Here is a 17,050-nt window from a genome sequence, read left to right as displayed (position 1 = left end):
AACGCGGGAGAAAAACAAGGAGCGAAGGAGCGGATCGGTGGGCGGGCGGCGCTGTCAGGGCGCGCACTTCAGGGCGGGCGCGGGCTGCTGGGGCTGGTCGCCGCCGGGCTGCTGCGGGCCGCTGCCGGCGGGCGGCGTCTGGCCCGGCGGAAGAATGGGCAAGCCACCACCACCGCCGCCGCCACCACCACCACCACCGCCGCAGGCAGCGAGGCCAAGGCACAAGACGAGGCCCGCCGCAGCGAGGCCGTACCGGGAAGAAGCTGATTTCATGGGTGTGTCCTTTGGAACGAAAGATCGAGGGCGAAGCGATCCCCTGCGGGCCCGCGAAGGGCTCGCATCGGAATCGAAGGAAAGTCGGGATGGGTGCGGGGGCTAGCGCTCAGGCATAGCGGCTGCGCAGGCGGGCTGCGACCCTGTCGAGCACGAGGACCGTGAGGAAGATCGCGATCAGGATCGTTCCGACGTGCGCGTAGTTGTACATGTCGTAGCGGCCCTTCAATTCCTGCCCGATGCCGCCCGCGCCCACCAGGCCCACCACGGTGGCCATGCGCACGTTGCGGTCGAGCACGTAGAGCGTGTAGGCGATGAACTGGGGCATCACCTGCGGCAGCACCGCGAAGCGCATCACCTTCAGCTTGTTCGCGCCGATGGCGCGCAGCGCCTCCTGCGGCTTGTCGTCGGCGGTCTCGATGTCTTCGGCGTAGAACTTGCCGAGAAAGCCCGCCGAGTGCAGCGCGAGAGCCAGCACGCCGGCGATCGGGCCGAAGCCGTAGGCCAGCACCAGGAAGAGCGCGCTCACGAGTTCGGGCACCGCGCGGAACATGCCCACCACGCTGCGCGCGAGCGTGTAGACGGCGCGGTGGGGCGTGTAGTTCTTGGCGCTGCACCAGGCCAGCGGCGCGCTCAGCACGATGGCCAGCAGCGTGGCCCAGATGGCGATCTCGAAGGTCTCGAGCATCTTCACCGCCACGTGCCAGAGGTAGCCGAAGGGCTCCACCAGCACCTCGCGCTGGTCGACCACCTCCTCCATCTGCAGCGTCTGCGGATTGAGCTTGGGCTGGCGCGATTCCTCGGACTCCACGTGCGAGAACCAGGGCAGCCGGTTGCGGTCGAAGCCCTCGATGCGCGCGACCTCGGTGCGCTCGGACACCTGCGGCGGAAACAGCGAGCGCGCGATGGTGCCCAGCCCCGAGAGCACCTGCGACTGGTCGCGCAGGCCCACGGCGGCGAGCACGCCTTCGCCGGTGAGCGAGAGCATGCGGCCCATCTCCACGCGCTGGCCGGCGAAGAAGCCGACGACGATCACGAGAAACAGCACGACGAGGCTGCGGGTGCCGAAGGGGCGCGGCAGCTCCCAGGCCGACGAAGGGCGGGATGCGGGCTGGTTCATTGCGCCATCTCCAGCAAGCCCGCATGGCCGGCGTGCAGCGGCAGCACGGCCTCGGGTTCGTTCAATGGAGCCGGTGGTTGTGCGGCCGCCGCGGGCCGGCCGTAGATCGCATCGAAGACCTTCGGGTCGAACGCTTCGGGCGCGCCGTCGAACACCACCGCACCATGGCGCAGCGCCACGATGCGGTCGGCGAATTCGCAGGCCAGCTCGATCTGGTGCAGGCTGCACAGCACCGTGGTGCCGCGCTCGCGCGCCTCGCGCCGCAGCAGCGAGAGCACGTCGTGGCTGGTCTGCGGGTCCAGGCTCGCCACGGGCTCGTCGGCCAGCACCAGCGGCGGATCGAGCATGAAGGCGCGCGCGATGCCCACGCGCTGCTGCTGGCCGCCCGAGAGTTCGCTCACGCGGCGCATGAGGTGCTGCTCGTGCAGGCCCACCGATTCGATCAGCGCGCAGGCCTTGGCGCGCTGCGCGTCGGTAAAGAGGCCCAGCAGCGCGCGCCACGTCGGCATCGCGGGCAGCGCACCGGCCAGCACGTTCTCGGCCACGGTGGAACGCAGCACGAGGTTGAACTGCTGGTGGATCATGCCGATGCGCGGGCGGATGCGGGCGAGCGCAGCGGCCACGATCGGCACGCCCTCCACCTGCACCGCGCCGCCGGTCGGCCGCACCAACCCGTTGGCCATGCGCAGCAGCGTCGACTTGCCGGCGCCCGAGGAGCCCAGCACCACGCAGAACTGGCCGGTGGGCACCGCGAGCGAGACGCCGTCGAGCGCGCGCGTGCCGTCGGCATAGCGCATGGCGACCGAATCGAAATTCAGCATGGCCGTGCTCAACGCTCCGCGGCCTTGGAGAGGATGCGGCCCTTGAGCTCGTCGGTCAGCAGGCCCAGCTTTTCCGCGGCGACGTTGAACTCGTCCTCCGAGAACTTGGTGTCGTAGCCGTCGATCTTGCCGCCGCCGTAGCCGCGGATCATGTCGGGCGTGATGCCGGGGGCCTTGTTGACCGTCTGGAAGGCGTCCTTGAGCTTGGTCTTGAGTGGCTCGGGCAGCTTCGAATTGAGCGCGAGCGGCGGGTACGGAATGGCGATGCTCTTGGCGATGACCTTCATGGTCTTGGGATCGACGGCGCCTTGCTTGACGGCCTTCTCGTACGAGTCGAACGAGAGCGAGGCCACGTCGACCTGGTCCTGCACGAGCGCGGCCAGGCTGCTCGCGTGGCTGCCGGTCATGCGGATGGCCGAGAGGTCCTTGGCCGGGTCCATGCCCGCGTCCATCAGCATCGCGACCTGGAAGGTGAAGCTGGAGGCCGAGTTGACGTCGCCGAAGGCCACGCGCTTGCCCTTGACGTCCTTGATGGTGGCGATGGGCGCATTGGCCTTGGCGAACATGCCGGCGTAGTACACCGAGGCGCCCTTCTCCACGCCCACGGCCAGGAGCTGCGCGCAGCCGCGCTTGTGGGCCTGCACATACGACACGGGGCCGAAGAAGGCGATGTCGGCCAGCTGGTTGCACATGCCCTCGACCACGGCGCCGTACGACTGGCCGACCTTCAGGTCGAAGTTCAGGCCCGTGGTGCGCGTGATGGCGTTGAAGACCGGCGCGTAGTCGGCCTTGGTGCCCGACTCGGTGCCGCCGTCGGCGGGAATCAGCAGCACGCGCAGCGGGTGCTCGCGCGAGCCGTCGGCCACGGATTGCGCATGCGCCGGGAAAGAGAGTGCTGCGGACAGCGTGAGTGCGGCGGCCGCGACGGCCAGGAGCTTGTTCATGATCGGTTCCTTCGTTTCGGATCTGTGGGCAGAGCGGGAGCGCTGGAGGGGCGGGTTCATCGCTCGGATGCCGGTGAGCTTAGAAACGAAAGATGACAGGAAAATGAAATTAGCTCAGTACAAAACCAACAATTAATTGAGCAATGTTCAATACAATCCGGCGCCATGGCCGAGATACCGGTCGGCCGATACCGGAGATCCATGAGCACGAATTTCAAGACAGCGACAGTGAATGGCAGCAAAGCAACAGCGAACGGCGAATGGCTCACCCGGGCCCGCCACCTGCTCGTCGACCTGGACGGCACGCTGGTGCGCCAGCAGGAAGCGATCGAGGGCGCGGCCGAACTGCTCGCGCACTTTCACGACCGCTACGCCATCGTTTCCAACAACTCCACGCACACGGCGCAGGGCCTGGCGCTGCGGCTGCGCCGGCTGGGCCTGCGCGTGCCGCCCGGGCGCATCGTGCTGGCCGGCGAACTGGCGGTGCGGCAGCTCGCGCAGCAGCACCCCGGCGCGCGCGTGCTGCTGATCGGAAGCCAGTCGCTGCATCGGTTCGCGCGGGCCGAAGGCTGCGAGCTGGTGCAGGCGAATGCGGACTTCGTGCTGCTCGCGCTGGACATGCACTTCAGCCACGCGCGGCTCGCGCTCGCCGCCAACGAACTGCTGCGCGGCGCCAGGCTGATGGTGACCAACGCCGACGCCACGCACCCCGGCCCGCAAGGCCGCGTGGTGCCCGAGACCGGCGCGCTGCTCGCGGCCGTGCTCGCCGCGAGCGGCGTGCAGCCCTGGCGCGTGATCGGCAAGCCCGCGCCGCTGCTGTTCGAGGAAGGTTTGCGCCGCCTGGGCGCGGAGCCCGCGAGCACGGTGGTCATCGGCGACAACCCGCTCACCGACGCCGAAGGCGCCGCGCGGCTGGGCATGGCGTGCCTCCTGGTGGGCCAGGCGCCGGGTGCCGTCGCACCCACCGTGGCGGGGCTCTTCCGCTCCGCCGCGTTCGCGGCCGAAGAAGCGCCTCAGTACCTCTTGAGCGAGAGCACGTCGAAGGTCTGGCGCAACGTGCGCACCGAGGTGTCGTAGTCCGAGAGCGCCAGGCACGCGATCAGCACGTCGATGATCGCCAGCTGCGCGAGGCGGCTGGTCATCGCCTCGGTGCGAAAGCTGGTCTCGCGCGCCATGGTGAAGAGCACCACGTCGGCGAAGGCCTGGATCGGCGACTTGCCGAAGTTGGTGATGCACACCGTCGAGGCGCCCGCCTCTTTCGCAAGCCGCGTGGCCGTGACCGTCTCGTGCGTGCTGCCCGAGTGCGAGATGGTGAGCACCGCCACCTTCGCATCGGTGAGCGAGGCGCTGATGGCCTGCACGTGCGAATCGACCACCACCTTCGCATTGAGGCCGATGCGCAGCATGCGGTAGTGGGCGTCTTCGGCGATGGTGGCGGAGCTGCCGATGCCGTAGATCTCGATGCGCTCGGCGCGGCGGAAGAGCTTGACCGCGCGCTCCATCGCCTTCGCATCGAGCGTGGCCTGCGTGTCGTGCAGCGTCTGCACGTTGCTCTGGAAGATCTTGCGGATCACCGCATCGGCCTTGTCCTGCGGGTCGAGGTCTTCGTGGATGAACTGCACCGGCCGCACGATCTCCTGCGCGAGCGCGATCTTGATCTGCTGGAAGCCCGTGGCGCCCAGGTTCTTGCACAGGCCCACGATGCTGCCTTCGCTCGAACCCGTGCGCTCGGCCACTTCGCTCACCGACATGTGGACCACCTCGCGCGGGTTCTTCACGATGAAGTCGGCGATGCGCTGGCCCACGGGGCCGAGCGACGACCACAGCGTCTCGATGCGCGCGAGCACCGCCGAGACCTGGCCGTCCGGCAACTGCGGCGGCGGCATGCCGGCGGCCTTGGGGCTGGCGGATCGGGGGGTGCTGGGGCTGCTGTTGCGCTTCATGGGCCGCGAGCTTACCCGCCCACGATGGCGGTTTGATGCGGCGGCGCGCATACTGGGCCTCCTTCGCTTTGCCTCGAGGCCTCGCCCGCGAGGCCCCGCCCCCTTCCGATGCCGGGCTACCAAATCAAGCTGGAGCGCATCGCCATCGCGGGTGCGGACGACCTGGTCATCCGGTCCCTGCTCGACCGCCAGCAGTACGCCGATCCGCAAGGCGCCGCGGCAGCGCAAGGCATCTCGTCGGCGGCATGGCCGATGTTCGGGCTCTTGTGGCCCTCGGGTGCGCAACTGGCCGCGCGGATGGCGATACACCCCGTCGTGATCGGCGCCCGCGTGCTGGAGATCGGCTGCGGCCTGGCGCTCGCGAGCCTGGTCGGCCACCGCCGCGGCAACGACATGACCGCGAGCGACTGCCACCCGCTGACGGCCGGCTTCCTGCTGGAGAACCTGCGGCTGAACGCGCTGCCGCCGATGAAGTACCGGCGCGGCCACTGGGGCATGGGCGGAGTGAACACCGAAGGCGACGTGCAAGGCGCGTTCGATCTCATCATCGGCAGCGACCTGCTCTACGAGCGCGATGCGGGCGGCCTGCTGGCCGCCTTCATCGGCCGGCATGCGAGCCCCGCCGGCGAGGTGTGGATCGTCGACCCCGACCGCGGCAACCGCCCCGCCTTCAACCGGCAGATGGCCGACGAAGGCTTCGGCATGTGCGAGGAGCGGCTCGACCAGCGCGCGGCGGTGGGCCGCGTGGCGTACCGGGGGCGGCTGCTGACCTACCGGCGCACTGCTTCAGGATGACTGTCGGCCGTTCCGCACGGCCAGCACGGCCAGCACCACGATGCCCACCGATGTCGATCAGGTGCCGCCGACCACTTCGATCTCCACGCGGCGGTTGGGCTGCAGGCACTTCACCAGGTCCGGGGTGGCGCGCGTTCCTTCGCAGTCGCTCACCACGGGCTGGCGCTTGCCCATGCCCGATGCGCGCACCTTGGCCCGGTCGATGCCGGCCTGCACGAGCAGGTCGCGCACCGTGTTCGCACGGGCCTGCGAGAGCGCCTGGTTGTAGGCATCGGTGCCCAGGCGGTCGGTGTGGCCCGTGACCGTCACGTAGTGCAGCGCCTTGAAGTTGGCCTGGATGTCGCCCGCCAGGCGCGCCACGCGCTCGCGGCCTTCGGGCAAGAGGTCGCCAGGCCCCGCGCCGTCGAAGCGGAACAGCCCGTCGGCATTCAGCGTCACCTTCTGGGGCGGCAGCAACGTGGGCACGCTGCGAACCGGAACGACCTCGGGCGGCTGCGCGAAGAGCGCGCAATCGGGGTCCTTCCAGTGCGTCGATTCCACGCGGTACTGCCCTTCGTCGCGCTTGAACTTCACCTTGAACTGGCACGTCACGTAGGCGTCGGCCTTGCCCGTGTAGAAGTTGAACGCGTAGTCCCACGCCGAGACGCCGAAGATGCCTTCGCTGAAATGCGGATTGCCCAGCTCGAGGCGGACCTGGTCCTTGTTCAGGCCCGGCCGCACGCGCCGCACGTGATCGGGCCCGACGAAATCGCCGGTCTTCAGGTAAGAGCTCTGCAGCTCGGGAAACCGGATGTCGTCGTTCGCTGCCGCTGCTGCGGCGGCGGCTGACAAGGCGCCGGCGCACAGCATCGCTGCGGCGGCCGCGCGGAAGATGAATCGTTGGGGCATGTGTATGGCCATGAAGGAGTTGAGGGAGGAGGCGTTCGGTCCTGGCATCGCTCAGTCCCAGACACCGCCGATGCCGACGCGAAAGCCGACGCTTCCCCGCGTGGTCGCCGATGCGCCGCCGGTGACGCTCCAGCGGCCGTTGTCGGCGGTCTTGCGCAGCGACACGCCCACCGCGCTCTGCTGCTCGTAGTACCCCATGCCCGCCGCATAGGTCACCTTGCCGGGCACGTAGGGCGCGCTCTCCATCGCCATGGCGGCGGCCACGCCGGCGTACGCCTTCTTGCCGATCTGGTCGATCGACTGGCCCATCTGGTTGACCCGTGCGTCGGTGTACGCGGCGCTGTTCGCCACGCTGCCCTGCAGCTGCTGCACGTTGACCGCATCGGTGGGCGCGACGCCCGGCGCCACGTTGCGGATCGTGGTCGGCCCGGTGTTGTTGCCCAGCGTGATGCTGTTGTGGTTGACCGTGCCGTCGCCGTTCGTGTCGTACTGCACGCTGCTGTTCTTGACGGCCTGCAACTGGCGCACGTTCACCGCGTCGGTGGCCTGCGTGCCGCCGGCGACGTTGGTGATCTGGCGTTCGTTGCCCGTGCTCCCCACCGAGACCGCGCCCTGCGCCGAGTTCACGACGGCGTTGGAGAACAACTCCTTCTGCCCGCTCATGCCCGCGCGGTCGGCCGTGGCGTTCGCGCCGAGCGCCACGCCGTTGGTCGCCGTGGCGATCGTGCTGTTGCCGATGGCGATCGAACCGGCGCCCTGCGACACGGCCTGCGGGCCGATGGCCACGCTCTCCGCACCGGCCGCCTGCGAATCGGCAGCCTGCGAATTGGCGTGGAAATACTTGATGCCGCCGCCGCCCTGGATGTTGTTGACCGCCTGGTTGGTCGCATACAGCTGGCTGCCGTTGACCGCATCGGTGCTGGTGGCGCTGAGCTGGCCCGCGGCCACGTTCTGGATCTGGCGTTCGGCACCCGGTGCGCCCACGCTCACCACGCCGACGGGGTTGGCGCCGGCGAAGTTGTAAGTCTGCCCCTGGATCGTGGTGCTGGCCGTGGGCGTGGCCGCGGTGGTGGTCGAGCCGTTGCCCAGGGCCACGCTGTTGGCGGTGCTGGCGGTGGCGTTGGAGCCCACCGCGACGCTGTTGGCCGCGCTGGCCGTAGCCGCGTTGCCCACCGCGACGGCGCCGGCACCCGAGGCGCTGGCCCCCGCACCGGCCGCCACCGAATTGGCGCCGCTGGCGCCGTCGTTGGCGTAGTTGCCCTGCTTGGTGCCGCCGTCGTTCACGCTGTAGTAGTGCGTCTGCGCGTTGTTGACGATGGTGGTGATGCTGCCGCTGAGCGTCGTGACGGCGTTGTACAGCTGGCTGCCGTTGATGGCATCCGTGCTGGTCGCGGTGATCGCGCCCGGCGCCACGTTGACGATCTGGCGCTCGGCCCCTGCCGCACCGACGCTCACCACGCCCGTGGCGGTACCGGCGAAATTGCCGTAGGTGACGGCCGGCCCGGCGCTGTAGCTGACGGTGCCGTCGGGGTTGAGCGTGGCGATCACGGTCGGGACGGTGGCGCTCGTCACCTGCACCGCCGCCTTGTCGGCGCTGTTGTTGCCGAGCACGACGTTGTTGGCGTTGGTCACCGAGACGTTGTTGCCGAGCACGAAGCTCTGGTTGGCGCCGGCGGCGATGGTGTTGTTGTTGCCGATGGCGTAGCTGTCGTCGGCGTTGATGAAGCTCGGGTCGCCGATCGCGCCCGAACGCGCGCCGTTCACCGTGTTGCCCGTGCCGATGCTAATGCTGCTCACGCCCAGGGCCTTCGCGTCCGAGCCGATCGCGATCGCGCGATCCGCGGCAGCCCGGCTGCTGTCCCCGATCGAGATGGCGTAGTCCGCATCCAGCGGCGTACTGGAACTGCCGCTGCCTGCGTTTCTTCCCAGTGCGACGTTGGAATAACCCTGGACGTAGGCCCCGGCACTCACGCCCAGCGCCACGCTCAGGTCGGTCTTCGAATAAAAGCCCGCACCCGTGCCGAAGGAGGCGTTGTTCGAGCCCTCGATGCTCAGGCCCGCGTTGTAGCCGACCGCCGAGTTGTAGTCGCCCCTGACGGAGTTGCCGCCGGCGTAGCCGATGCCGATGTTGGTCGACCCAAGGACGCCCGAGCCGGCGCCAGCCCCCATGGCCACGTTTCTGGTGCCTGTGATGAGCGCGCCAGACTCGCGGCCTATCGCGATGTTCTCGTCGCCCCTTACGGCCTCCCCGGATCTTTGGCCCATCGCCAGGTTCGTACTGCCCACCACGTCCCGGCCGGCCGTCGATCCGAAAGCCGCATTTCCATAACCTTCGACGCCGCCGCCCGCGCTGCCGCCGACGGCGAGATTGTTGCCGCCGTTGACGTACTGACCGGCGTTGTTCCCGAAGGCGGCGTTGGAGTCGGACTGGACCGTGGGACCTCCGCTGTAGGAGGTGCCGGTGTTCTGCCCTGCCTGGTAGCCGATCGCGAGATTGCCCATGCCCTTGCTGTTGATGCCGGCTCCATCGCCGATGACGATGGTCTGGTCGCCGCCGCCATCGCTCGCCTGTCGGCCGATCACGATGTTGCCTTCATAAGACGAGTGCGCCTGCACGCCGACCGCGACCGAACCCGTCGCGGCCGCCAGGCTGTTGTTGCCGATGGCAACCCCGCTGCCGCCGGCGGCGTTGGCGCGCAAGCCGATGGCGATCGACGAACCGCCGGCCGCGTTGGCAAAGGTGCCGATGGCGATCGCGCTGGCCGCCGTTGCCTTGCCGCCATTGCCGACTGCGATGCTTGCGTTGCCAGTGGCCACGGTGGCCGTGTCGCCGAGCAGAAGCGCATTGGTCCCGACACTGGCCGCGGCCGCATTCGCCACGGCGACCCAGTCCGGCGACGATCCGTTCCCGACGTCGGGCAGGCCCTTGATGATCGCGAACCCGCCCTTGCTGTTGGGCACATGGCAGGTCCAGGTTTGGCCCGGCCCGCTTTGGGACATGCAGAGCGTTCCGTCGTTGACGGCCTGCGCGCCCCAAGCCACGTTCGCCACGTTGGCCCCGCCCAGCAGCGTGGCCGCGGCCACGACGCTCGCACGGACACTGCCGCGCCGGCCCCGGGCACGGCTCGTTTCGGCGGTGGCGACCCACGCACCCAAGGATTCGCTCCAGACGGAGCGGAAGATTCTGTTCATGACGAAGATCCAGTTGGAGTGGATCGATCGGCCGTCGGCTGTCGATCCTTTTGCTAGTTTTTTGCTCCCTGGCTATCGGCGCGTTGCAACGGCCTCGACCCGGAGCGGGGACGGCGGATGATTCGTCACGAGGTCGAACCCACCTAGCCGGTTGCGACATTTCGCGAGAATATTTGTATATTTCTGCGTCAAAATGTGAACGTTTCCCTGCTTTTCACAATGTCGTGACAGGTGTGAATTCATCAGATTCCGGCGCAGGCCATCGACCAGAATCCAGCGTTTTGGAGACACCAAGGTAGCCAATGCGCATCGCGATCGTCGAAGACGAACTCTCTCAACAGACCCTCCTGGTCCGCACGCTGGAGCAGCAGCTCGAACGCGACGGACCGGTGAACTGCCAGGCGTTCTTCGATGGCGTCGCGCTGCAGAACGTGCTGCGCAAGGAGTCGTTCGACCTGGTCATCCTGGACTGGTCGATCCCCAGCATGGACGGGCTGGAGCTCTTGCGCTGGCTGCGCGTGTGGAAGGGAGACGCCGTGCCGGTGCTGATGCTCAGCTCCAAGGGTTCCGAAGAGGACGTTGCACATGCGCTGAACTCCGGCGCCGACGACTACATCACCAAGCCCTTTCGCCCCATCGAGCTTCGGGCGCGCGTGCTGCGGCTGCTCAAGCGCGGCAAGCCGCAGTCGCCGGACGGGCCCCTGCACATCGGCCGCTGGACGCTCGATGCGGTCGGCCACCTCGTGCTCTACCGGGAAACGCCGGGGGCCGAGCCCGAGCGCTACACGCTGACCAGCCGGGAGTTCAGCCTGACGCTGCTCCTGTTCAGCCGCCTGGGCCAGACGGTCTCGCGCGCCCACCTGCTCGAATCGGCCGGCTACGAGACCGATGAGTCGCCCTCGCGCACGCTGGACAGCCACATCTACCGGCTGCGCAAGAAACTGCTGCTCGATGCGCGGCGCGGCATGGTCCTCAGGACGGTCTACGGGCAGGGCTACCAACTGGGCTGGGCAGCGGAAGAAAACCCGTGAACCGCGCGCTCGGCCGCAGGGTTCTCTGCATGCTGGCCCTGGGGCTGTGCGCGCCCTTCGGCTACGTCGCGGCCCAGTCGTCGCATGTGGTCCGCCCGGGCGACACGCTGTGGGGCATCTCCGGCCAGCACTATCGAAAGCCGGGCCGGTGGCCTGAAATACAGCAGCGCAACAGCGTGGACGAGCCGCGACTTCTGCAGCCAGGCACGGTGCTGTACTTCGCGGACGGCCGGGCCCTGGGCGAAGACGAGGCGATGGTGCTGGCGGTGACCGGCCAGGCCTGGCAGCGCCGGCCCGGTGCACCCGAGGTGCGCGTGGCCGCCGGTGCCGCCGTGAAGGTCGGCGACACGCTGGCGACGGACGCGGGCTCTTTCGTGACGCTGGGCCTTCCCGACGGCAGTCGCTCGGTGATTCCGTCCCACAGCGCGATCGCGCTGGAGGCCGTCGACCGTCGCCGCATCGGCTTCCGGCTGCTGGACGGCAGCATCGAATCGCAGGTGCGAAAGCAGCACCCCGACCAGGAGTTCAAGATCCGCTCGCGCTCGCTGGTGCTCAGCGTGCGGGGCACGCGGTTCAGGGTGCGCGCGCAGGACGGGCAGGTGGTGAGCGAAGTGCTCGAAGGCCGCGTTGCCGCGAGCCAGGGGAGCACGCAGGCCGAGGTGTCGATCGAAGCCGGCCAGGGGATCGTGCTCGGCGACGCGGCCGATCGCCCCACGGTTCGTGCCCTGCTGCCCGCGCCGCAGTTCGCGAGCCAGCCGCCGTCCGCGGATTCGCCCGGCGTGGAGGTCACGCAGGTTGCCGGCGCGCAAGGCTATCGCTGGCGCATCGCGCAGGACGAGATGTTCCTCGCGCCCCTCGTGGAAGGCGACAGCGCCGGCACTTCGCTGGCGCTCCCCACGGCGCTCGATGCGGGCTTCTATCACCTACAGGTGGCCGCCGTGGACGAAGCCCGGCTGGAAGGCATGCCGGGGAACCTGCTCTTCTACATGCCGCAGCCGGGCGGCACCTCGCAGTGGAAAGAGGACGGCCGCATCGAGCTGCGATGGGCCGGCTCTTCGGCGCGGAACTACCGGCTCGAACTCTCGCGCGATCCCGATTTCGCAGTCCTCGTGACCGACCAGAAGGGCATGCAGGCCAGCAGCGCCATCGTCGGCCCGTTCGTCGTGGGCGGGCGCTACCACTGGCGCGTGAGCGAAACACAGGACGGCGAGCACTACGGGCCGCCCTTCACGGGCGGGAGCATCGACGTGCCGGCCCGATGAGTCTCCATCGGCACCTCCATCGATACCTCCCGCGGCTGCGAACCCTGGGGCCGGCGCTGGTCGCGCTGCTGCTGCTTCCCGCCGTGTTGACGTGGCTCGCCCAGCGCCCCGGCCTCGAACAGCTGGACCTGCTGGCCTACGACCGCGCACTCCCGCTGGTGGCGCAGACGCCCTCCTCCGACATCCTCGTCGTCGCGATCGACGAGACGAGCCTCGCCGCGCTGGGCCAATGGCCGTGGTCGCGCGCGACGCACGCCGAGCTGCTCGAACGTCTCGCCGGCGCGGGCGCGCGGTCCGTGATGCTGGACCTGCTGCTGATGGAACCCGGCGACTACGCGGCGGACGATCGCCGCCTCGCGCGCGCCATGGCCGAGCTGCCGGTCTACCTGCCTCTGCAGGCGAACCGCGCGCCGCAACCGCATGCCGGACAGGACGATTTCTTCGCGCCGCTGCCGCTTCTCAAGGAGCGCGCCAGGGGGGTGGGGCATGTCGAACTGCTGCTCGATGCGGACGGGATCGCGCGCAGCCTGTTCATGCGCATCGGCCCGCCCGGCAATGACGAGCCCTACATCGGGCTGCAGATCGCGGGCGTCGGGCCGCCGCACTCGTCGGCCACGTCCGACGGCGCGGGTTGGCGCTACGCCGATCCGCTGCGCATTCCCTTCGCCGGCCCGCAAGGCAGCTATCGCACCGTGTCCTATGTGCACGTGCTGCGCGGCGAAGTGGCGCCGGAATTTCTCCGCGACAAGATCGTTCTGGTGGGCAGCACCACGCCGGGACTCGGCGACCAGGTCGTGGCGCCGATCGCGGGCCACACGGAGCCGCTCGCCGGCGTGGAGGTGCATGCCAACGTCATCGACCAGCTGATGCACAAGCGCTCCATCCAATCGCCCGGCTGGGCAGGCATCTACGCGTGGATCGCGCTGCCCCTCTGGCTGGCCGCATGGTTTCTGCGGCGGCGCGAAGGCATGGACCTGGCCATCGTCTCGGCCGTGGCCATCACGTGGGTCCTGGGCAGCATGGCATCGCTGCGCGTGCTGCATTGGTGGCTGGCGCCAGCCACGCCGCTGGTGGGGCTGCTGGTGCTCTACCTGGCCTGGAGCTGGCAGCGCCAGCGCAGCCAACTGCGCTATCTGCAGCAGCGCGCCGGGCAGTTGCAGGCGCTGCCGTCGGGGGCGTTCGAGCTGCCTTCGTCCGAGGTGCAACGGCAGCCGCCGCATGCGTCGCCTTCGAACAGGGCGCTGGACCACGCGATCGCGCGCATGGTCGACCTGCAGGTGCTCGCCGATTCCACCATCCAGGCCATGCCGGTCGGCGTGCTGCTGTGCGATGCACAGGGCCGCATCGTCGGGAGCAACGATGCGGCGCGCGAACTGCTGCCGGAGCTCGCGCCATCCGCGGCGCGGCAAGACCTGATCGCGCTCCTGCAGCCCCTGCAGCCGCAGTCGCGCGCGCTCGCGCAGGTCAGCGGAACCCCGCCCGCATGGATCGGACAGATCCACGCCGAATACCTGACGAAGCACCAGCGGCATGTGCAACTGCTCGTGGCATCCGTGGCGCCGCATGCGACCCAGGCGCCCTCGGGCTATCTCGTCGCGCTGGCGGACCTCACGACCGAGCGCCGCGCGCAGCGGCAACGGGAGCAATGGCACCGGTTCCTCTCGCACGACCTGCGCAACCCGCAGGCCAACATCCTGGCGTTGATCGACCTGGAAGCGCTCGACACGGGCGCAGATGCCTCGCCGCTCGCGGCCGCCGTGCGGCGCGAGGCGCTGCGCACGCTGGAACTGGCGGAGACATTCCTCGACGTCTCGCACGCCTGGACGGGGAACTACCGGTTCGCTCCCGCGCACCTGGGCGCGCTGATGCTCGACGTGCATGACCAGGTGCTGGCCTATGCGAACCGCAAGCAGGTGGCGCTGGTGCTGCGGGTCAGCGAGCACGACGAAGAGATCGAACTGAATGCCGATGCGGCCCTGCTCGCGCGCGCCCTCGTCAACCTGCTCAACAACGCGATCCGCCACAGCCCCGCCGGAAAGACCGTGCAGCTGTGCCTCGGTGTCGATGCGCGCGAAGTAACCATCGCCGTGGCCGATGAAGGCGAAGGGATGCGCGAGGACGCGCTCCAACGCCTGCTTTCGGCGCCGCACGAAGCCTCGGTCGGCCGCTCGTCCGGTGAAACCGACGAACCCGGCGTTCGCTCCCATGGCCTGGGCTTCGAGTTCGTTCGCACCGTGGTGGCGCGCCATGGCGGCACGGTCGATGGCCACGCGGCGCCCGGTTTCGGCGCCACCTTCTGCATCACATTGCCGCGCGAGCGATGACACTGCAAAAAGTGTGAACACCTTCACGGCATTCGCGTGAATCCGGCGTGCAACGCGAATGAATGTTGACCAAATCTCGCATTCGACTTTCCTCGGCGCCTCCGCTCGGAGACGATCCGCTCCATGTCATTGTTGTCGCACTTGGGTGGTTGCTCTTCAAGCGGCCAGATGACTGTGTGGTCCCGAAAGGGACCGGATGCCAGCGGGCATTCGCGCATCAACGGAGCAGCGCAATGCAGTCGCCCATGAGGGGGAGGAAGTCGGGATGGAAGAAGAAAAAAAGCACGGCCGGTCTACGCCGGATGGCCCTGTGCCCGTGCAGCACGGTGCTCGCGGGGCGCTTCGATGGAAAGGATTCGAAGGCCTCGCCTGTTCCCGCTCCGGCCCGTGGTTTTCAGCTCTGAAGAAACGCGTATGAAAACCCAACCCGGGGACGCGCTGTCCCTGGCGCTTCTCGATGGCGAGGAACCGCGGAGAACCGCGCTTCGCACCAGGCTTCGGCAACTGGGGCACGAATGCAACGCGTTCGCCAGCGCCAACGAACTGATCCTGGCTTTGAGCAGCGGTCAGCGATACGGACTGCTGCTGGCAGTGCCGCAGGACGAAGCGTCGCTCGGCGGCCTGCCCGCTGCATGCCAGGTGCTCGGAATGCCGGTGCTCGTGGTCATTGCGGACGGACACTGGACGCCACTGTCATCGCAGGGCAAGGGCTTCGAGTCGGGCGGCACGCTCGGTGCCGACGTGTCCCGGATGGCGGATGCGGAGCTCGACTGGCTGGTCCGCGCGATGGTCCAGCGCCAGAGCACCACGGCCAGCATGGCCCGCCCCCAAGGAGCGACGATATGGGGCGATTACCACTTCTACGAAGGCAGCCGCCATGTGCAATTCAACGGACGCGAGATGCGGCTCCAGCCGCGCCAGTTCATCCTTGCATTGCAGCTCTTTCGCCACGTCGGCCGCGTGGTGGAGCGGGAGTGGCTGTGGAAGGTGCTGTGGCGGGTGCCCGTCCTCACCGAAGGCAAGCGGGCCCTGGACGCCTGCGTCTCCAACGTGCGCAAGCGCCTCGAGCTGAACGGCGAGCACGGGTTCCTGCTGCGCGCCGTGTACGGACAGGGCTACCAGCTCATCGAGGTGCACGCCCAGGATGCTGTGCCGGTCGCCATCGCGGCGGCGCAAGGCGCGGCGCCCGCCTCGCCCGCGCACCAGCACGGCTAGTACTCCCGCAGGACCCAGCTGCTGACAAAGGCGAAGTACTCGCGCAGCCAGATGTTGTATCGCAGGTAGAGGGGCGTCTCCGCGCCCAGGGTGGTGACGGCCGGATAGCCAGCGCGCCTGGCGATCAGCCCTGCGCGCAGCGTGTGGAAATCGCTCGTCACGAGATGGATGGGCGCATCGGCGGACACCCCTGCGGCGGCCAGCAGGGGGCGGCTGAAGGCCAGGTTCTCTTGCGTGCTGGTGCTGAGTTCTTCCTTGACGATGCGACGCGCCGACAGTCCGCGCTCCTGGAGGTAGGCGGCCATCACTTCGCCTTCGCTTTGCGCCCTGAAGCTGATGCCCCCGCTCACCACAACCAGCGCGTCCGGATAGCGGGCCGCATCGCGCAAGGCGAGGTCCAGCCGGGCGACGAGTGTGGGCGACGCCGTAACACCCGGTGATCCCGATCCCAGGACCACGATCGCGGCCGGCGCGGTCGCGGGGAGGTCCGTCGATGCCCTGCTTGCCAACACGGCCCAGAAGACAGCCACTGTGGCAAGCCAGAGCAACACGCCGTACCAGAACCAGCGCCAGAGGGCGGCACGTCTCGGGGCGGCGCCCAGCCAGCGTTTCATCGGCACCCACCAGAGTGCAAGGCCGCAAAGCGCGAGCCCCATCACCACAGGCAGCACGACGCCGAGATTAAAGTAGCCGGTCGCCAGCAGGACCAATCCGTCAGACAGCAGCACGAGTCCGAGGACACCGGCCACCGCACGCTTCACGTTATGCATTGCAAGGAAATTCATCGGTCCGAACTCTATCCTCGTCACCGACGCAGGCATCGCGTCCTGGCGGAAGAAAGAGTCCACACGCGATCCACCTTCAAACGACCAACGGACCATGACCACACCCATCTCTCCCATCCCGATCGGGCGGCGCCTGGCCCTCGTCTCGGAGACCGAGATCGAGACCTACCGGTTTCAAGCGGCGGGCCATGTCGCCGCAACGCTGGGCACGACGAATGGACCGGTGTGCGCACCGCTTCTCGCCTACGACGTGCTCTCGGCCGACAGCATCCGGCTGGTCCACAGCGATGACGTCGCCATCACCTGGACAAACATCGAGATCGATGGCGATGTGCTGCGCGCCGAGTGCGATGGGCGCACCAAGACATTCACCATCGAATGACGCAGCAGCCGCGAAAGCGACCGGGCCAGCAATGAAAAAACGGGCCCTCGGGCCCGTTCTTGATGGTGCCGATCA

16 protein-coding genes are annotated in these 17,050 nt (G+C 68.5%); 8 read left to right on the top strand and 8 right to left on the bottom strand.

Features of this window, described 5'->3' with window-relative positions; genetic code table 11:
- Positions 1-54: 54 nt before the first annotated feature.
- From JC881_RS30925 to JC881_RS30910, 4 genes are all read right to left on the bottom strand, one after another.
- Positions 55-273: a hypothetical protein gene (locus tag JC881_RS30925; protein WP_198789593.1), complete on the bottom strand. Its 219-nt coding sequence runs from the start codon at positions 271-273 to the stop codon at positions 55-57.
- Positions 274-382: 109 nt separating this feature from the next.
- Positions 383-1,393 (bottom strand): phosphonate ABC transporter, permease protein PhnE, encoded by a 1,011-nt coding sequence (gene phnE, locus JC881_RS30920; RefSeq protein ID WP_198789592.1) that lies wholly within the window; start codon positions 1,391-1,393, stop codon positions 383-385.
- Positions 1,390-2,214 carry a phosphonate ABC transporter ATP-binding protein gene (gene phnC / locus JC881_RS30915; protein WP_198789591.1) on the bottom strand — a complete coding sequence of 275 codons (825 nt, stop codon included), beginning with the start codon at positions 2,212-2,214 and terminating at the stop codon, positions 1,390-1,392. The genes phnE and phnC overlap by 4 nt, the downstream gene beginning before the upstream one ends.
- Positions 2,215-2,222: 8 nt before the next feature.
- Positions 2,223-3,158: a phosphate/phosphite/phosphonate ABC transporter substrate-binding protein gene (locus JC881_RS30910; protein WP_198789590.1), complete on the bottom strand. Its 936-nt coding sequence runs from the start codon at positions 3,156-3,158 to the stop codon at positions 2,223-2,225.
- Between JC881_RS30910 and JC881_RS32500 the strand changes: the two genes are divergently transcribed.
- Positions 3,157-3,294: a hypothetical protein gene (locus JC881_RS32500; protein ID WP_233102142.1), complete on the top strand. Its 138-nt coding sequence runs from the start codon at positions 3,157-3,159 to the stop codon at positions 3,292-3,294. The two genes, JC881_RS30910 and JC881_RS32500, sit on opposite strands and share 2 nt — an antisense overlap.
- Before the next feature lie 65 nt (positions 3,295-3,359).
- Positions 3,360-4,235, top strand: a complete 876-nt coding sequence (locus JC881_RS30905) for an HAD-IIA family hydrolase (protein ID WP_198789589.1) — start codon at positions 3,360-3,362, stop codon at positions 4,233-4,235.
- On the opposite strand, the gene JC881_RS30900 is transcribed toward JC881_RS30905, so the two are convergent.
- Positions 4,172-5,101: a MurR/RpiR family transcriptional regulator gene (locus JC881_RS30900; RefSeq protein ID WP_233102141.1), complete on the bottom strand. Its 930-nt coding sequence runs from the start codon at positions 5,099-5,101 to the stop codon at positions 4,172-4,174. The genes JC881_RS30905 and JC881_RS30900 overlap by 64 nt on opposite strands.
- A 108-nt stretch (positions 5,102-5,209) precedes the next feature.
- Between JC881_RS30900 and JC881_RS30895 the strand changes: the two genes are divergently transcribed.
- Entirely contained in the window at positions 5,210-5,896 is a 687-nt protein-coding gene (locus tag JC881_RS30895) for a class I SAM-dependent methyltransferase (protein WP_198789588.1), read from the top strand.
- A 57-nt stretch (positions 5,897-5,953) separates the two neighbouring features.
- On the opposite strand, the gene JC881_RS30890 is transcribed toward JC881_RS30895, so the two are convergent.
- Together JC881_RS30890 and JC881_RS30885 are read right to left on the bottom strand one after the other, a co-directional pair.
- Positions 5,954-6,784 (bottom strand): OmpA family protein, encoded by an 831-nt coding sequence (locus JC881_RS30890; RefSeq protein ID WP_233102140.1) that lies wholly within the window; start codon positions 6,782-6,784, stop codon positions 5,954-5,956.
- A 51-nt stretch (positions 6,785-6,835) separates the two neighbouring features.
- Positions 6,836-9,976, bottom strand: a complete 3,141-nt coding sequence (locus tag JC881_RS30885) for an ESPR-type extended signal peptide-containing protein (RefSeq protein WP_198789586.1) — start codon at positions 9,974-9,976, stop codon at positions 6,836-6,838.
- Positions 9,977-10,278: 302 nt separating this feature from the next.
- Between JC881_RS30885 and JC881_RS30880 the strand changes: the two genes are divergently transcribed.
- The 4 genes from JC881_RS30880 to JC881_RS30865 all read left to right on the top strand — a co-directional run bounded on the left by JC881_RS30880 (position 10,279) and on the right by JC881_RS30865 (position 15,808).
- Entirely contained in the window at positions 10,279-11,007 is a 729-nt protein-coding gene (locus tag JC881_RS30880; protein WP_198789585.1) for a response regulator transcription factor, read from the top strand.
- Entirely contained in the window at positions 11,004-12,269 is a 1,266-nt protein-coding gene (locus JC881_RS30875; protein ID WP_198789584.1) for a FecR domain-containing protein, read from the top strand. Before JC881_RS30880 ends, JC881_RS30875 begins: the two co-directional genes overlap by 4 nt.
- Positions 12,266-14,593 (top strand): CHASE2 domain-containing protein, encoded by a 2,328-nt coding sequence (locus JC881_RS30870; RefSeq protein ID WP_198789583.1) that lies wholly within the window; start codon positions 12,266-12,268, stop codon positions 14,591-14,593. Before JC881_RS30875 ends, JC881_RS30870 begins: the two co-directional genes overlap by 4 nt.
- 414 nt (positions 14,594-15,007) lie before the next feature.
- A complete protein-coding gene (locus JC881_RS30865; RefSeq protein WP_198789582.1) occupies positions 15,008-15,808 on the top strand; it encodes a winged helix-turn-helix domain-containing protein in 801 nt (266 codons plus the stop codon).
- Here JC881_RS30865 and JC881_RS30860 read toward each other — a convergent pair.
- The gene (locus JC881_RS30860; RefSeq protein WP_198789607.1) at positions 15,805-16,593 is read right to left on the bottom strand and encodes a YdcF family protein; all 789 of its coding nucleotides are present in this window, start codon (positions 16,591-16,593) and stop codon (positions 15,805-15,807) included. The genes JC881_RS30865 and JC881_RS30860 overlap by 4 nt on opposite strands.
- 94 nt (positions 16,594-16,687) lie before the next feature.
- Between JC881_RS30860 and JC881_RS30855 the strand changes: the two genes are divergently transcribed.
- Positions 16,688-16,975, top strand: coding sequence for a hypothetical protein (locus tag JC881_RS30855; RefSeq protein WP_198789581.1), 288 nt, complete (start codon positions 16,688-16,690; stop codon positions 16,973-16,975).
- Positions 16,976-17,050: the final 75 nt, after the last annotated feature.

The sequence above is a fragment of the Variovorax sp. IB41 genome (assembly GCF_016405905.1).
Taxonomy (GTDB): domain Bacteria; phylum Pseudomonadota; class Gammaproteobacteria; order Burkholderiales; family Burkholderiaceae_C; genus Variovorax.
This window is presented reverse-complemented; position numbering and strand designations above follow the sequence as displayed.

Bases quoted from the DNA above. Each gene is read 5' to 3' on its own strand.
- JC881_RS30925 (WP_198789593.1), bottom strand. From the start codon at position 273: ATGAAATCAGCTTCTTCCCGGTACGGCCTCGCTGCGGCGGGCCTCGTC.
- phnE (WP_198789592.1), bottom strand. From the start codon at position 1,393: ATGAACCAGCCCGCATCCCGCCCTTCGTCGGCCTGGGAGCTGCCGCGC.
- phnC (WP_198789591.1), bottom strand. From the start codon at position 2,214: ATGCTGAATTTCGATTCGGTCGCCATGCGCTATGCCGACGGCACGCGC.
- JC881_RS32500 (WP_233102142.1), top strand. From the start codon at position 3,157: ATGATCGGTTCCTTCGTTTCGGATCTGTGGGCAGAGCGGGAGCGCTGG.
- JC881_RS30910 (WP_198789590.1), bottom strand. From the start codon at position 3,158: ATGAACAAGCTCCTGGCCGTCGCGGCCGCCGCACTCACGCTGTCCGCA.
- JC881_RS30905 (WP_198789589.1), top strand. From the start codon at position 3,360: ATGAGCACGAATTTCAAGACAGCGACAGTGAATGGCAGCAAAGCAACA.
- JC881_RS30900 (WP_233102141.1), bottom strand. From the start codon at position 5,101: ATGAAGCGCAACAGCAGCCCCAGCACCCCCCGATCCGCCAGCCCCAAG.
- JC881_RS30895 (WP_198789588.1), top strand. From the start codon at position 5,210: ATGCCGGGCTACCAAATCAAGCTGGAGCGCATCGCCATCGCGGGTGCG.
- JC881_RS30890 (WP_233102140.1), bottom strand. From the start codon at position 6,784: ATGCCCCAACGATTCATCTTCCGCGCGGCCGCCGCAGCGATGCTGTGC.
- JC881_RS30885 (WP_198789586.1), bottom strand. From the start codon at position 9,976: ATGAACAGAATCTTCCGCTCCGTCTGGAGCGAATCCTTGGGTGCGTGG.
- JC881_RS30880 (WP_198789585.1), top strand. From the start codon at position 10,279: ATGCGCATCGCGATCGTCGAAGACGAACTCTCTCAACAGACCCTCCTG.
- JC881_RS30870 (WP_198789583.1), top strand. From the start codon at position 12,266: ATGAGTCTCCATCGGCACCTCCATCGATACCTCCCGCGGCTGCGAACC.
- JC881_RS30865 (WP_198789582.1), top strand. From the start codon at position 15,008: ATGAAAACCCAACCCGGGGACGCGCTGTCCCTGGCGCTTCTCGATGGC.
- JC881_RS30860 (WP_198789607.1), bottom strand. From the start codon at position 16,593: ATGAATTTCCTTGCAATGCATAACGTGAAGCGTGCGGTGGCCGGTGTC.
- JC881_RS30855 (WP_198789581.1), top strand. From the start codon at position 16,688: ATGACCACACCCATCTCTCCCATCCCGATCGGGCGGCGCCTGGCCCTC.